Here is a 15,015-nt window from a genome sequence, read left to right as displayed (position 1 = left end):
CAAGCGGCAGTCGGGTGCGGCAACGCCCGGCTGGCGGCCTCACCAACTCCACTCGCGAAGGAGTCACTCGTGCTGCGGTTCGCTCCGGTGCTTTCGTCCCTCGAACTGGCCCGCCTCAAAGCCTCTCTGGGGCCCATCCCGTTCATCGACCTCTTCTGCGGCTGCGGAGGCAGCAGTTGCGGCTTGGAGGAGGCCGGCTACGTGCTTGAACTGGCGATCAACCACGACCCCGTGTCCGTATGGACGCACCGCACCAACCACCCGCACGCCGAGCACAAGTGCGAGGACATCCACAGGTACGACAAGCGCAACCTGCCGCGCACCCGCGTGGTCTGGGCCTCCATCCTTTGCACCGAGGCCAGTCCCGCCGGCGGGAAGAAGCGCACCCGTGGCCAGACCCGCCTCAGCCTCACCGGCAAGGATGAAGGCGCCAAGGAAGCCACCTTCGTGCAGACCCGGGCCTCTGCGCTGGACGTCCTCGCCGTCACCGACCTCCACCGACCCGATGCTGTCCTGATCGAAAACGTCACTGAGTTCGCCACCGACTGGGAACTGTTCGACTGGTGGCTGCGCGGCATGGAACTGCTCGGCTACAACGTGCAGATCGTCAACGCGTCGTCGGCCCACCTGGGTGGTGGGGACAACCTGCTGCCGCCCCAGCTGCGCGACCGCATCTACATCGTCTTCACCCGCAAGGGCCTGCCCCTGCCGGACGTGCGGGTACGGCCGGAGGCCATCTGCCCGGAGTGCGGGCCGGTGCTGGCCAACCAGGTGTGGAAGAACCCGAAGGCACGCCGCATCGGCAAGTGGGGCGTCGAGTACACCTTCCGCTGCCCCAACCGGGCGTGCGGCCACCTGGAGCTGACGCCGCTGACCCGCCCGGTCGGCGACATCATCAACTGGGGTCTGCCCGGCCAGCGCGTGGGCGACGGCCGGCCCAACTTCAAGAAGTTCAAGCCCTACGCGGCCGCGACCCGGGCCCGGATCGCGGTGGGCCTGGAGCGGTTCGGCACTGACCCGTACATCGTGATGCTCCGAAACCACGGCACCGCCCTGCCGATCAGCGGCCCGGTGCCCGCGCTGGCCGCGCAGGGCCGCCACCACGCGCTGATCGTCCCGATCGGTCGCAAGGGCGCCCCGCGCACCACCGCCGAGCCGCTGACCACGGTGGCGTGCAAGCCGCACCACTCGCTGGTCATCCCGGCCCCGACGGTGGACGACTGCACGCTGCGGATGCTGGAGGTGGAGGAGCTCAAGCTGGTCCAGCGCTTCCACGAAGAGTTCATCATCCAGGGCAACCAGACCGAGGCGATCCTGCAGATCGGCAACGCGGTCAGCGTCAACGCCGCGCGCTGGCTGGGCGAGCGGCTGCTCCCCAGCCTGGCCCTGGCCGCCTGACCGCCCCTCACCCGCGGCGGTCCGGGACCCTCCCGGTCCCTGACCGCCGCACCCCCTGTCGGCCCGGTGCGGCAACGCCTGGCTGACGGATTCCACCGACTCGCCTCACCAGGGAGCTTTCGTTCATGTCTAAGGGCTCGTAGCGAAACAAGTTATGAATCAGTCGCGCGGCGCGTACGTTTCCTGCTATGCCGATCGATATGGAGTCCCTGGCCCGGCGCTACGAGGCGATCCGGGATCACCTGACCGAGCGGCAGCGACGGTTGTGGCTCGGCAACGAGGCTCGTGAGCTGGGTGGCGGCGGTGCACGGATCGTCTGTGAGGCGACCGGGGTGTCCCAGGACACGATCCGACGGGGCCGCGGGGAACTGGACGATCCGCAGCCGCTGGCGGTCGGGCGGTCCCGGGGGCCGGGAGGCGGCCGCAGACGGGCCGAGGTCCTGGACCCGCAACTGGCCGTGGACCTGGATGCCCTGGTCGAGCCGGAGACTCGTGGTGATCCGATGAACCCGCTGCGCTGGACCACGAAATCGCTGTCGCACCTGGTTGCCGAGCTGGTCAATCGGGGACACCGGTGCACCGAGAACGTCGTGGCCCGACTGCTGCACGAGGCCGGCTACTCCTTGCAGGGCAACGCCAAAACCGTCGAGGGCAAGCAGCACCCCGACCGCGACGCCCAGTTCCGCTACCTCAACGATCAGGTCAGGGCGGCCCTCGCTGCCGGACAGCCCGTCGTGTCCGTGGACTGCAAGAAAAAGGAACTGATCGGGAACTTCAAGAACGTCGGCAAGGAATGGCGACCGCCTGGGGACCCGGTGAAGGTCAACGTCCACGACTTCCCCGGACCGGCCGGCAAAGCCATCCCCTACGGCGTCTACGACATCGGCGCCAACGCCGGCTGGGTCAGCGTCGGCATGGATCACGACACCGCCGCGTTCGCCGTGAACACCCTGCGGACCTGGTGGAACAACGTCGGCCGGGCCGCATATCCGCAGGCCACGACACTGACGATCACCGCGGACAGCGGCGGATCCAACGGCAGCCGACTACGGGCCTGGAAGACCGGGCTGGCTGCCCTCGCCGCCGAGACCGGCCTGTCGATCACCGTGCTGCACCTGCCGCCGGGTACTTCGAAGTGGAATCGCATAGAGCACCGGCTGTTCTCCGCAATCACCATGAACTGGCGCGGGACACCACTGACCAGCCACGAGGCCGCCGTTTCCCTGATCGGTGCGACGACGACCGAGACCGGCCTGACCGTGTCCGCGGCCCTGGACACCGGTGTCTACCCCACAGGCATCAAGATCAGCGACAAGGCCATGAAGGCCCTCCCGCTGACCCGTCACGAAACCCACGGCCAGTGGAACTACACCATCAGCCCACCCGCCGACACTCCCGAACCCGCAGACGTTAAATCACACTGAGCCCTAAGCAGACGGGCCGCGGCCGCCGAGCCCTCACTGTTCGGCGTCACGTCGTCCAGTTCAGTGGCGGCATCGGGTCCTTCGCCGTCGCGGTATGGGTCGCCCGGAAGTACGGCACCCGCAACCTCATCCTCCTGATCGCCGACACGGGCATCGAGGACGACGATCTGTGGAGGTTCGCCGACGACACCAGCAGGCTTCTCGGTGTGCCGCTGACGAAGGTCGCCGATGGTCGCACCCCGTGGGAGGTTTTCCGCGACGTCCGGTTCCTCGGCAACGACCGGCTGGCTCCCTGCACGCGCCTGCTCAAGCAGGTGCCCTGCCGGGAGTGGATGGAGCAGCACGCCGACCCTGCCGACACGCTGGTGTACGTGGGGATCGAGAACAATCGGCGCGATCGGGCCCGGATCCCGGCGATCGCCCGGAACTGGAAGCCCTGGGTCACGCGTTTCCCGCTGTGCGGGAAGTGGGAGCCGGCCCGGACCAAGGAGCAACTCTTGGACGGGGCCCGGGCCCTGGGCGTCGCACCGCCCCGCCTGTACGAGCTCGGGTTCAGCCACAACAACTGTGGAGGCACGTGCGTTCGCGCGGGCCAGCGCCAGTGGAAGCACTTGCTGGAGGTCCTGCCCGAGCGGTACGCGTACGCCCAGGAACGGGAGGAGGAACTGCGACAACTGCTCGGCGACGTCAGCATCCTCCGTCGCCGCCGCGGCGGCGAGGGCCACCCCCTCCCGCTGAGTCTGCTGCGCGAGGAATAGCCGGTGCTCAGCACGACGCCCCAGGCAGATGGCCTGGGGCGTCGGCGTTCACAGGGCAGGCGGGCCGCCCTCACGGCGGTGGACGAGCCGATGCAGCATGCGCCGCAGTTCTGCCCAGACGGCACGCGATTCGTATCCGAACATGTCCGCTCCCCTCACTGCGGCCAGGCTCATCTCCCTCAGGCGCGCCGGCTCACCAGCGGGGGCAGGAGGCTGTCCCCCGGCCAGAATGGCTGCTCGGTCGCAATGCCGGTGAGGAACATGCCGGCTTCGTCCAGGACCGCGGCGCGCTCCGAAGACCCGTAGACAACGAAGTCGTCGGCCGCGGCGTCATAGGCGCGGACGTGGCTGTGGGGGCCCGTGCAGACGAGGGCGCGCGCGATCTCGGGCAGGCCGAGGCTGAGGGCATCGCAGTCCCCGGAGCGGACGAGCTGCAGCAGGTCGGTGGTGACGCTCTCCCAGTCGCCGACAGTCGGCCAGTCAGCGCCGCCGTTCAGTTCGTGGGTAAGGGTGGCCAGCGGGACGATCTCGCCTGGCTGCCTTCCCTGGGTGAGGAGGTCGTGGATGCGGGCACCGTCGGGCTGACGCACCTGCGGGTGGAGCAGCGAGTCGGCGGCCACCACAGTGGTGTTGATCTCCTGGGTTCCGGGGCCGGGGTAGTACGGCTCGTGCGCGAAGAGGAGATAGACATCCGGGGTGCGGTCGGCCGGGCCGGATTCGGGCTGGGGCATGAGCACGGTTCCCTTCAGAGGTGGAGCGGTCATGGGGCGAGGTGTCGACGGCGGGACGCTCAGTGAGTGCAGGCCTGGGGGCCGCCCAAGGTCGCGGGTCTGGTCCTCGTGGGCGGTGCGCTGGATGAGCTGGGCGACCTGGTGGGCGAGTTGCAGCATCAGCCGCTCGCGGGCGACGAGACCGTCTGAAACCGCGCGGGTGTCCCGGGCCTGGAGCAGACTGGCGGCGTCCCACAGCAGGTTGTGGCCGATCTCGGCCGAGCGGCGCAGTTCGTAGCGGTCGCTGCCGGCGGCGGCCTGGACGAGCGAGGTGTGCAGGGCGGCGAGGCGCTGCAGGTAGCGGCAGGCATCGTCGCCTTCGACGACGTGGACGTGTTTGCGGGCCCGGCTGTCCAGCCGGTCGGGCAGGTGTTCGGCGAGCAGCGGGGCGAGGAGCATCGCCGGCAGGGCGACGTCGACGGGGACTGCGTGGCTCACAGCGAACAGGCCGGCAACCAGACTGACGAGTGCGACGGCCGCGGTGGAGAACCGCAGGGACCCGGGGATCCTGACCGGGGCTATGCGCTGGGCGGGGCGCCTGGCCAGCCAGCGCAGGGCAATGCGCTGCGTACGCGTGGCGGCTGGAGTGAGCACCGCGATCCGGTGGGGGATCTCGGGCGGGCTGCCGTCGCCGGGCACGGTCCAGGCGAGCCATCCCCATGGGGTGCGCTCGTGGACGATACGGGCTCGCAGGCTGCCGAGCAGGTGTGGCCTGGGACGTGTCCGGTTCGCAGGGCGCGGGAGCGTTCCTTCTCCCACCGCCCCGGATCACCGGTGAAGGGGTGCTCGTGATGCGCAGCTGCGGTCGGTGGCGTCGGTGTGTGGAGTGTGTCCGTCACGAGGTGCTTCCTTCCAGGTGGTGGTCTGTCAGGGCGGAGGCGCACGTGGTGCAGCGGCCGTCGCCTTCGGGGTGGGCGCGGCGGGGTGTGGGGCCGGGGCAGGTGCGGCAGAGTGGCCAGCCGAGGCAGGCCGGGCAGAGGTCCTCGCCGGGGGCGGTTCCGGGAACGCCGCAGCCGGCGCATTCGGTCAGAGCCCGGTAGGTCAGGGCCTCGCTCACCGTGCGCGCGGCGGCGGAGCCGCTCATCGGCTGCGGCGGCGGGTCGTCCCACACCGGTGCGTCTTGGTGGTCAGCCGCGAGGGTGGGCGGCGGGTAGGCCTGGGCGGCGCGCAGGCGGGCCGCGATGATCGCGCCGACCGTAGTCCGTACCGGATGAGGCAGGGGCCGGGCGGCGATGACGTGCCGCAGCTGCTCGCGGCTCCAGCCGGATTCCAGCATCACGGTCACGACGCGGCCTTGGTCGGTCAGCGCCTGCCCGGTCAGCAGCAGCTCGGGGCGAGCCGCCCCGAGTTCGAGCAGCAGCCGGATCCCCGGGTGCATCTCGTCCGCCGATGGCGCGGTCGGCGGGGACGTCGGTGTGGCCGGCTGGTTGGTCCGTCCCTGTGTTCGCGACGCGTCGCCGCGGCACGGACGGAGGGGTCTGGTGTTCTGCTGAGTGGTCTTCTTTCTGTTGGTGTTCTTAGTGGACCGATCAGCCAACGTAGGTTTATCCACTGGTGGAAAACCCGACTCTGGTTGTGACCTGCTGCTTTGCAGAGCGGGCAGGTCGGTGAGGAAGTACGCGGCCGCACCGAGGGTGCCGTCTGGGCCGCGCTCGCGTTCCCGCACCAGGAAGCCCTGCTTCTCCAGCTCCCTCAGCCCGCTCTTGACGGCTGAGTCACCGTCGCGGCCACGACGTGCGATGTCAGAGACGGTCATCCGCCAGCCGTCCCGATGCGTGGAAAGCAGTCCGAACAGACCCTTGGCCTTGAAGGACAACTGGGTGTCGCGGAAGAGCCCGTTGGCGATCTGGGTGAACTGATCGGCCGCCATGACGCCCCGCCGGATGCCCGGCGGAAGGCCGGCGGCGTGCTCGGCGTCGGAGGCCGTGACCATCAAGCCGGCTTCGATCAGCGCGATGTCCAAGGTGGCCGGGCGGTCCGTGATGCAGTAGACGATCTCGCCGAGGGTGCCATCCGGGCGGCGCAGACGCTCACGGATCAGGTAGCCGTGCGCCTCGAGCTCCTGCAGGCCGGTGCGAACCGCTTCCCGTCCATCCGGGCCCAGGCGGACGAGATCGGTGACCGTCACCTGCCAGCCGTTCCTGTGCGTAGAGACGTACCCGAAGATCCCCTTGGCTTTGAAGGACAGCCCGGAGTCACGGAACAGCGCGTTGGCGATCTGGGTGAACTGATCGGCCGCCATGGCACCCCGGCGGATCCCCGGCCCGAAGCGGCTCACCGCCCTGCCCCCGACGCCTGCCGAGCGCAGTGGCCACGGCGGCACACCGAGCCCGCCAGGGTGGGGCGGTCGGTCGTCCTGGGCGTGGAGGCGTGCGTGTGTTCCATGGCGTCAGCTCACCCGCCGACCCCGACCAGGCTGACGGCCACGAGCCCCGACCATCGGTCACGATCCGGCAACGGAGCCGGCTAGCTGCCGTGGTCGGGCTCATGGTCGGGCCGACCACGGCACCTTCAGCCCGGGCGCTCAGTGATTGCGCAGCCGACTGCGCAGCCGCGGACGGGCTTTGCGCAATCGGCCTGCGCAACCGGTCGAGGATCCTGCGCAGTCGAGTTGTGCTGGAGCCGCTGCGCAGTCGCCCCGAGTTCCCTGATCTTCTCTTGCGCAGGCCCCTCTGGCGCACTGCGCAGGTGTCTGTCGCGGCCCGGTCGGCTTCCGTCTGCGCATCGCGTTGGGGGCCCCGTGGTCGGGCGGCAGGTGATCGCACAGCGGTCGCCGGTCAGGGGAACGTGCGCCGGACACGATGGGCCGTCACCGGCTCCCGGCTTACCCATGGTCGGGGTCATGGTCGGGCCGACCATGACCCCGACCATGGACTTCGTGTCCCCATCGTGACCATGGTCGGGGGTTCATGGTCGGTGGTCGGGTCGGGGTCGCCGGGTTTTCTCGAGGTCAGCAACATCCGTTCTGACCTGGGAGTTTGACCATGTCCCCTGGCAAGCAGGCCTCACAGAGCGAGGCCGCTGCTCCGATGGCGGCCGGCGCCCGGCTGGAGGCGATGCGCCGCCGCGTACGCCTCTCACGCGTGGCGGTCTGGACCGTCATCGCGGCCGGCCCCATCGCCCTGTGCGTCGCCGTCGCCTCCACCCCGACCACGGTCGCGGCGGCCCCCGCGACCAAGCCCACCGCCGTGCGCACCGCGACGGCCGCCACCAATCCGGGCGGCTATGCGCAGGTGTTCATCAGCGCGTGGCTGCGCAGCGACGCGAACGACGAGACGAGTGCGCAGGCGCGACTTGCGCAGTCGATGGCGCCAGACGTCGAACTGCCCGACCCGGCCGCCGATGCGCAATCGGCGCCTCAGTCCGTGACGGCGGTGCGCAGTGCGCAGCGCGGCACCGGCGCGTGGACGGTGACGGTGGCTGCGCAATACGCCAACGGATCGGTGCGGTACTACGTCGTGCCGGTGGCCTCCGACAGCACGGGCTCCTCGTTCACGGTGACCGGTGCGCCCGGCGTGGTGGCCGGCCCGGCCCGGGCCGAGGTTCCGAAGTCGTCGTACGCCGTGACCGTCTCGGACGGTGATCTTTCGTCCGCGGTCGGAGAGTTCCTCACCGCCTACCTGACGGGTGCCGGCGAAGTCGACCGCTACCTCGCGCCCGGCGTGAAGCTCACCGCCGTCTCCCCCGCCCCCTACACCGCTGTCGCCGTTCAGCAGGTGTCCGCCATCGAGGAGGCCGCGGCCGCCGAGCAGGTACCGGCGGACGGCACGAAGGTGCGGGTCCTCGCCTCGGTGGAAGCCCGGGACGCGACCGGCCGGTGGCCGCTGGGCTACGAGCTCACGCTCAAGGCCCGATCGGGCCGGTGGGAAGTCGCCGCGCTTCAGTCCGGCACGGCTCAGGACGGGGGTGCCCGATGAACACCGTGCACAGCCTGATGCTCGCCGGCCAGCTGGACGATCTCGGCAATAGCTGGATCAACATGTTCAAGGAGTGGGCGACGAAGGGTCTTCAGGCCGGTCTGATCTGCCTGGTCGTCGTCATCATGATCCAGAAGTTCTCACTGAAGGCGGGGATCGGCGCCCTGCTCCTGATGGTGATCGCGCTCGGTCTGTACAACTCGCGCAACGAGCTTGCGAACATGTTCACCGACGAGGTGAAGAACCCGTCCAAGGGCGCGCCCGCTGTTCCTGGGGTCGTCCGGTCCGAGCTCCCGGCCTCGCGTGACCACTCGCCGGGTGTCGGGGGCTGGCTGTGAGCGCGGCCGCCGCGGCACGGGTGGGCCGCTTCTACACCTCCGCCCGCCGCCACCCGTGGGTGCTGGGCAAGGTTGCCGACTGGAAGATCCCGCTCGGCCCGTACACGCCCGCGCAGATCGCGGTCGCCGTCGGCGGCGGCTTCCTTCTGGTCAAGACGATCAGCTGGTGGTCGTGGATGGGGCCGGTCCCCATCGTCGGGTGGGGCCTGGTCATCTGGATGGTGCGCCGGCCGAAGGTCCGGGGCCGTGCCCCAATGCAGGCCGCGCTCGGCTGGGTGCTGCTCGGCTGGCAGCCCCGCGGTGGGCGGATCGGCGGGCGCGCCGCCCGCGACCGCGCTGCCCACCCGCTTGTCGGCGGCTTCACCATCGAGGACACGCCCCCGCCCGTCCCCGCTGCGCAGGCCGCACCCTCCCGTACGGTGCAGCGGCGTCCAGCCCGGGCGCCGCACCCGAGCCCGGCCACAGCCCGCTCGACCGCACCCCGCCGCACACCGGCGGTTGCTCCCGCAGCAGCGGCAGGGCCGGTGTCGGGCGTGCAGCAGCTGCTCGCGCTCGCCCAGCAAGGGGGTGCGCGGTGAGGGTTCCCATCCGTCACATCGCCGGGCACCTGGTGTGGTCGACGCAGGGCAGCGTGTGGGCGATCTACCGCCTGCACCCGGGCCCGGACGCGCAGGGACGCCGCGAGGAGACCGTCCAGGGCACCTACGTGCCCGCCCCCGTCCGCGACGAACAACTCGCCAAGATCACCCACTTGGTGCGCTCGCTGTCCGGGGCCCCGCGCCTGTACGGCATGTGCGCCCAGGTCGACCCGGGCGAGATAGCCCTCAGGATGATCGAGGGCATCGAGCCGGCCGAGCAGGCACCCGGTGCGGGCCGGCACCCGTGGGTGGAGAATGTCGAGGCCGCCCTCGACCTACTCGACGACCAGGAGATGCACCGCCGCACCTTGTGGCTGGCCGTGCCCCTGCAGACCGAAACAGGCGGCCTGCAGGTGTCGGCGTCGCTCGGTGCGGCGTGGGCCGAGGTCGCTCCGATGCTGGGCATGCGGCCGGCGCCGGTGGCGCGGCGCGAGGTGAGTGCGTATCGCGAGCAGGCCTCGCGGGTGGAGGCTGCGCTCGCCGGCGGCATCGCTTTCCGCCCGGCCCGCCCGGCGGAGATCGTGTGGATGATCCAGCACGCCCTGCACCGCGGCCTTGCCGAGCCGCTGCTGGCGGAGGCCGAGACCAGCGAGTTGTACGGCGGGCAGCTCCGAGACGGGGTGCTGCGCTCCCCCAGCTACGCCGACCTCGGCCAGGTGCGCCTGCAGGAAGGCGGCATCGACCTCGAACTCGACGACGTCGACGAGCTCAAGAGCGCTAGGCAGATCACACGATCCGGGCGGAAGGCCTGGTGGCGGGTGAACACCGGCTCGCCGCTGGGACGGCGCTGGCTGCAGATCGAGTCCGACTCCGGGGTGGGCTACCAGGCGCAGTTGGCGCTGGCCGAGTGCCCGCCCGCGGTCAGCCAGGATTCCGCCGACCTGTTCGCCCAACTGGAGATGCTCGACTTTCCCGTCGACTACACCGTCGACCTCACGCTCGTGCCTGCGGAGAAGGCCCGCGACCAGGTGCGGCGCAAGAAGAACGAACTCATCGACCAGGCCGACCAGTACGACGCCCGCCCGACCGGGATGCCCGCGTCCTTGACCGAGGCCGCCCGCGACCTGGGTGAGCTGGATGCCCGTCTCTCCCGCACCAGCGTGGAGGTCGAGGTGCAGTCCGTCACCGTGCTGACGGTGTGGGGGCCGACCGCCGCCGTCTGCGACGCCCGGGCCCGCGCCCTGGCCGCGCTGCTCGGTGGCGCCGACTACCGGGCCGTCCGGCCGGCCGGCCTGCAGGAGGCCCTGTTCACCCTGGGGCTGCCCGGCACGGTACGGCCGGGTGTCGTTAGGGAGTTCACCCAGCACCAGGTCTCCGAGGACTGGGCGCTTTCCGGGGCCTTCACCGCTGCCGAGGTCGGCGACCCCAACGGCATGTTCCTCGGCATCGACCTGGACTGCGGCACCACTCGCCCCGTCATGATCAACGTGGCGGATGCGCCCAAGGTCGACGCGTCCGCCTCCATGGGCATCGTCGGTGACCTCGGCGCGGGCAAGAGCGTCCTGCAGAAGCTGATCGCGGAAGCGGTGTGGGCGCGCGGCGGCTGCGCGATCTGCATCGACCGCACCCCGGTCCGCGAGTGGGCGACCTTCGCCCGCACCGCGGCCAAGGGCCGCGTCCAGATCATCGACGCCGCGCAGGCCGAGGTGTCCATCGACCCGCTGCGCATGTTCGACGGGCCCGAGGGCCGTCACTACGCCCTGTCCTACCTCACCCTGCAGCTCGGCATCGGCCCGATGAGCACCAGCGGCGAGGTCCTCCACCACGCCGTCGAACAGGCCGCCGCCGGTCCCGAGCCGTCCATGCACCGCGTCCTTGAGGTCCTCGAGGAGATGGCGACGCGCGAGGCGGGCAAGCGGCAGGACGCGGCCGCGACCCTCGCCGGCCTCATCCGGGTCGTCGCCACCAACTCCCTAGCGGCGATGGTCTTCGACCCGAAGCTGCCGCCGGTGCGGCTGGACGCCTCCAGCGCCTCCGACATGATCGTGATCACCACCACGGGTCTGAAGCTGCCCCCGAAGGCCGCGTTCGCCAACCCCGAGATCCTGCACCAGCAGCCGCTGGAGGCGCTGATCGGCCGGGCGGTCCTCTACCTGATCGCCGCGATCGCCCGGCAGACCGCGTTCGAGGACCCCGAGCGGTTCACCGCGGTGGTCCTGGACGAGCTGTACTGGCTGACCTCGTCCGCGGAAGGCACGGCCCTGGTCCACGAGATCCTCCACGACGGCCGCAAGCACGGCGCCGGCCTGTTGGCCGGCTCGCACGACGCCGAGGAACTCGGCCCCGACCGCGGCCTGATGGCCTACCGGGCCCTCGCCCGCACCGCCGACCGTGAACGCGCCCGTCGCGGCCTGGAGTTCGTCGGCCTCGACCCGAATGACGGCGAGCTGCTGCGGCTGGTGACCACTGGCCTGTCCCCCGTCGGCCAGAAGGGCCGGGAGGGCGAGTTCCTGCTGACCTGCCCGCGGCAGAACACCGGCCGCATCAAGGTCTCCATCCCCCGCATCGAGCGCATCACCACCTCCATCACCACCACGCCAGGACGCCGCACGAGCACTGCCTCCCCCACGGTCCCGGAGCCGCTCGCCGGTGAGGCCGCACAGACCCGTCCGAAGGAAACCGTCTGATGACCACTTTGTCCTGGGACCGCTCGAGGCGCGTCGCCGCCGCCGTGAGTGTCCTCACCGTGATCGCCGTCGTCGTCGCCGCGGTCGTGCTCGTCCTCGGGGTGGGCGTGCCGCAAGGGTGGTGGCCGCACACCGGGCGGGCCTTCGCCGCCGACGCCCCACACCAAGATCCATGCGCCCTGATCGTGGGCCCGGCCAAGGCGTACTGCGAGCGCGGCGCCGCGAGCTCCGCCGCCGGCGTTCATCGGGACGTGGCCGGCGCGGCGTGGAGGCTGGGGACCGCTGCTGCAGGTGTGGGTGCTCTCGTGGTGTGGCGGCTGCGCGGCTCCGCTGGGCAAAGGCGGCGCTGACGTGTTCCGTCCAGACCGCGCGACCCTGCGTTCCGCCGGCTTCGTCGTGCTGCTCACCGGCGTGTTCCTCCTGGTGAACACCCAGGTCGTGTACGCGGCTGGCAGCAACAGCGAGACCGGAGACCTGCTCGCCCCGCTGAACATCTACTCGTCCGAGGGTGTGCCGATCGACGGGTACGACCTGAACGCCGAAGGCGGCTCCATCGTCGCCTTCAAGACGCAGGCCCTGGCCTTCGCCCTGTCCGGGCTGTTCACCCTGATCCGGCTGCTGGTCGGGCTGGCGGGGTGGGCGATCGAGGTGGCCTTCCGGTTTCCGCTGCTCAAGCTCCTGACCAAGCCCGCGCAGAAGGTCGCCGACACCTACGACACGGTGGTCGTCGACACGCTCGGGTTGAAGGGGCTCTTGCTGGCCTGGGCGTTCGTGTTCGCGGGATTCATGATCGTACGTGGCCGGGTCGGCCGCGGTCTGGGCGAAATCTTTCTCACCCTGCTCATCGGTGCAATCGCCGCCTCGGCGCTCATCCGCCCCGACACCCTGCTCGGCCCGGACGGGCCGCTGGGGCAGTCCCAGCAGGTGGCTGCCGAGGTCGCCCAGCAGAGCGTCAACTCCTACGACTGGGGCGGCAAGATCGCCAGCTACGACCCGTGCGCAGGCATGGCCGGCAACGCCGAGAGCAAGTGCGAGGAGCAGCAGGGCGAAGGACCAGTCTCTTCGACCGACGTGGCCCGGCCCATCCAGGATTCGATCACGAACGCCTTGATTGTGAAGCCGTACATGCTCCTTCAGTACGGGCGCATCCTGGACCCGGCCAAGGATTCCGACCGCAAGGCCTACGCCGTCCATCTGAAGTGGGTCACCGGCGGGTACATGCCCAGCTCGACCCCGTCGGACAAGGCGAAGGATGCCTGCAGACTGATCCACGGGCCGGGCAAGAAGTACTGCGAACGCGGCGTCGACAACAAGCCGCCGAGCACCGACGATCTCCCTTCCATCACGCCCGGGGGCGAGCTCCTCGACGCCTCCAACGCGATCGTCACCGACGAGGACCAGGCGTTCGCGGCGTTCCTCTCGGACATGAAGAAGGCCGGCCCGGTCGGCAAGTCGTGCGCGGCCTATGCCGAGAAGCCCACCTGGTGGCGGGTCGGCGGCGCGTTCCTGCTGCTGATCGCCGCGCTGTTCATCTGCGGGATGCTGCTGTCCAGCGCGATCGTGCTGCTGGGCACCCAGGGTGTGTGTGCGGCCGCGGCGGCCGTCGGCGGGGTCACCTTCGTGGCGGGCATGCTGCCCGGGCCCGCACGGCAGTCGGTGTGGAAGTGGCTGTCCGTGTGGGGGATCGCGGTTTTGGCCGTGGTCGGGATCTGCGCGTTCATTCCGTTCTTCGGGATCGCCGTCGACGCCACGATCACCAACGGCCCGGACCTGATGGTCGAGCGGATCCTGCTCATTGACGTCCTGGCCATCGCCGGCGCGGCCGGACACCGCAGACTCCTGACCGGCATCACCTCCTTCGGCCGGCGCATGGCGATGCGGATGCGCTACGCCAAGGTCGGCGGCACCCACATGCCCGGCGACACCTCCGAACTCGGCGCCGCGCTCGCCATGAACTCCCCGGCCGGGATGGGCGGATACAGCGCCGGGCTGCGCGCGTTCACCGGCGGGGGTGGCGGCAGGTTCGGGATGCTCGGCACCCGGCAGCGGCTGATGGGCGCGCTCACTTCCCTGTTCGACGGCGCGGGCATGCCGGTGGACACCGGCGGGATCCTCGCCGATGCCACGGCCGAAGCCGGGCGCGGTCTGGCCCCGCTGACCGCGGCCGCGGCCGTGGGCGGGCTGGGCGCACGTCTCGGCGCCAAGGGGGCTGGCTGGCTGCTGATCGGACGGCGGCCGGACAAGGAGCAGTTGGCCAAGTGGCGCAAGCCCACGGCCGACGGCGATCCGAACACGGGCGGGCCGTCGGACGGCGGGGACGGCGGTTCAGACGGCACGGGGCCGCGTCGGCCCTCGGGCCCGCCCGACCGGTACCGCAACGATCAGGGGCAGGTCGTCGACCGCAACACCGGTCAGGTGCTGCACGACCAGAACAGCGACCGCACGCTGCTGTCGACCCGGGCACATAATCGGCTGGTCCGTTTCCGCGGGTACCGGATCCTGCACCGCGGCGGCCGGGCCGCGTACGGGGCGACCGTTGGCCTTCCGGCCAATGTGCGCCGCGCGCGGTCGGGCGGCTCGCGCTACTCCCAGGACGCCCGCCAGCAGGTGCGTGTGTGGGGCAACACCGTCCGCGAGGACGGCCGGGCCTGGGGCGACACCGGGCGCCACGTCGCCCGGGTCATCCGCGACCACACCGACGACAGCGGCGGAACCGGTCCGTTCACCAGCCGCCGCCTGCCGACCGCAGCCACTCCGGCAGCCACCCCCCGCCCGGCACCCCGTCCGCGGCCCGCACCCACCAGTCGTCCTTCGAGCCGTCCGACCCCTGCCCCACCACCGCCGACCACGCCTGTGAGCGGGCCCGCAGCAACTCCGCCTCCGGCACCGCTCCCCCGCCGGAACGGCCCTGCGCCGGTGCCTCGGTCCGATCTCGGCAGGCCCGGGAGTCCGGCGCGCCAGGGCCCGGATCGGTCCGGGCCGGTCTTCCCCGGCGGAGGCGGCGCTCGCAACAGCACCCGTGACGAGGCGCATCGCCGGTTCCAGGAGCTGATGCGGCGCACCGCGTCCGACGCCGAGCGCCGGCGCCAGGAGCGGGCCCGGCAGCCGGAAGACGGTGAGGACGAGTGAGGCCGCCTGGGCGCCG

Annotated in this window: 10 protein-coding genes and 1 pseudogene; 9 read left to right on the top strand and 2 right to left on the bottom strand. The window is 70.9% G+C overall.

Annotated elements, in window-relative coordinates; all coding sequences use genetic code 11:
* Positions 1-69: 69 nt before the first annotated feature.
* The 3 genes and pseudogenes from OG985_RS48680 to OG985_RS48670 all read left to right on the top strand — a co-directional run bounded on the left by OG985_RS48680 (position 70) and on the right by OG985_RS48670 (position 3,580).
* Complete coding sequence (locus OG985_RS48680; RefSeq protein WP_358581637.1) at positions 70-1,398, top strand: DNA cytosine methyltransferase; 1,329 nt, start codon at positions 70-72, stop codon at positions 1,396-1,398.
* A 188-nt stretch (positions 1,399-1,586) separates the two neighbouring features.
* Positions 1,587-2,780, top strand: a pseudogene (locus OG985_RS48675) (ISAzo13 family transposase); the annotation flags it as partial.
* A 248-nt stretch (positions 2,781-3,028) separates the two neighbouring features.
* Complete coding sequence (locus tag OG985_RS48670) at positions 3,029-3,580, top strand: hypothetical protein (protein ID WP_371674198.1); 552 nt, start codon at positions 3,029-3,031, stop codon at positions 3,578-3,580.
* 179 nt (positions 3,581-3,759) lie between these two features.
* Here the strand turns inward: OG985_RS48670 and OG985_RS48665 are convergent, their stop codons facing one another.
* Both OG985_RS48665 and OG985_RS48660 read right to left on the bottom strand, forming a co-directional pair.
* The gene (locus OG985_RS48665; RefSeq protein WP_371666369.1) at positions 3,760-5,109 is read right to left on the bottom strand and encodes a hypothetical protein; all 1,350 of its coding nucleotides are present in this window, start codon (positions 5,107-5,109) and stop codon (positions 3,760-3,762) included.
* A gap of 76 nt (positions 5,110-5,185) precedes the next feature.
* Positions 5,186-6,628 (bottom strand): hypothetical protein, encoded by a 1,443-nt coding sequence (locus OG985_RS48660; protein WP_371666370.1) that lies wholly within the window; start codon positions 6,626-6,628, stop codon positions 5,186-5,188.
* A 706-nt stretch (positions 6,629-7,334) separates the two neighbouring features.
* Here OG985_RS48660 and OG985_RS48655 point away from each other — a divergent pair.
* Genes OG985_RS48655 through OG985_RS48630 form a run of 6 tightly spaced genes read left to right on the top strand, consistent with a single transcriptional unit; the run spans position 7,335 to position 14,999 of the window.
* Positions 7,335-8,267: a conjugal transfer protein gene (locus OG985_RS48655; RefSeq protein ID WP_371666371.1), complete on the top strand. Its 933-nt coding sequence runs from the start codon at positions 7,335-7,337 to the stop codon at positions 8,265-8,267.
* Complete coding sequence (locus OG985_RS48650; RefSeq protein WP_058928815.1) at positions 8,264-8,605, top strand: hypothetical protein; 342 nt, start codon at positions 8,264-8,266, stop codon at positions 8,603-8,605. Before OG985_RS48655 ends, OG985_RS48650 begins: the two co-directional genes overlap by 4 nt.
* Entirely contained in the window at positions 8,602-9,183 is a 582-nt protein-coding gene (locus OG985_RS48645) for a hypothetical protein (RefSeq protein ID WP_371666372.1), read from the top strand. The genes OG985_RS48650 and OG985_RS48645 overlap by 4 nt, the downstream gene beginning before the upstream one ends.
* Positions 9,180-11,870 carry an ATP-binding protein gene (locus OG985_RS48640; protein ID WP_371666373.1) on the top strand — a complete coding sequence of 897 codons (2,691 nt, stop codon included), beginning with the start codon at positions 9,180-9,182 and terminating at the stop codon, positions 11,868-11,870. Before OG985_RS48645 ends, OG985_RS48640 begins: the two co-directional genes overlap by 4 nt.
* Entirely contained in the window at positions 11,870-12,220 is a 351-nt protein-coding gene (locus OG985_RS48635) for a hypothetical protein (RefSeq protein ID WP_371666374.1), read from the top strand. Before OG985_RS48640 ends, OG985_RS48635 begins: the two co-directional genes overlap by 1 nt.
* A gap of 1 nt (position 12,221) precedes the next feature.
* Positions 12,222-14,999, top strand: a complete 2,778-nt coding sequence (locus OG985_RS48630; RefSeq protein WP_371666375.1) for a hypothetical protein — start codon at positions 12,222-12,224, stop codon at positions 14,997-14,999.
* Positions 15,000-15,015 lie beyond the last annotated feature (16 nt).

This window comes from Streptomyces sp. NBC_00289, from assembly GCF_041435115.1.
Taxonomy (GTDB): Bacteria; Actinomycetota; Actinomycetes; order Streptomycetales; family Streptomycetaceae; genus Streptomyces.
Note: the sequence above shows the minus strand (reverse complement) of the source record. Positions and strands in the feature narration are given on the sequence as shown.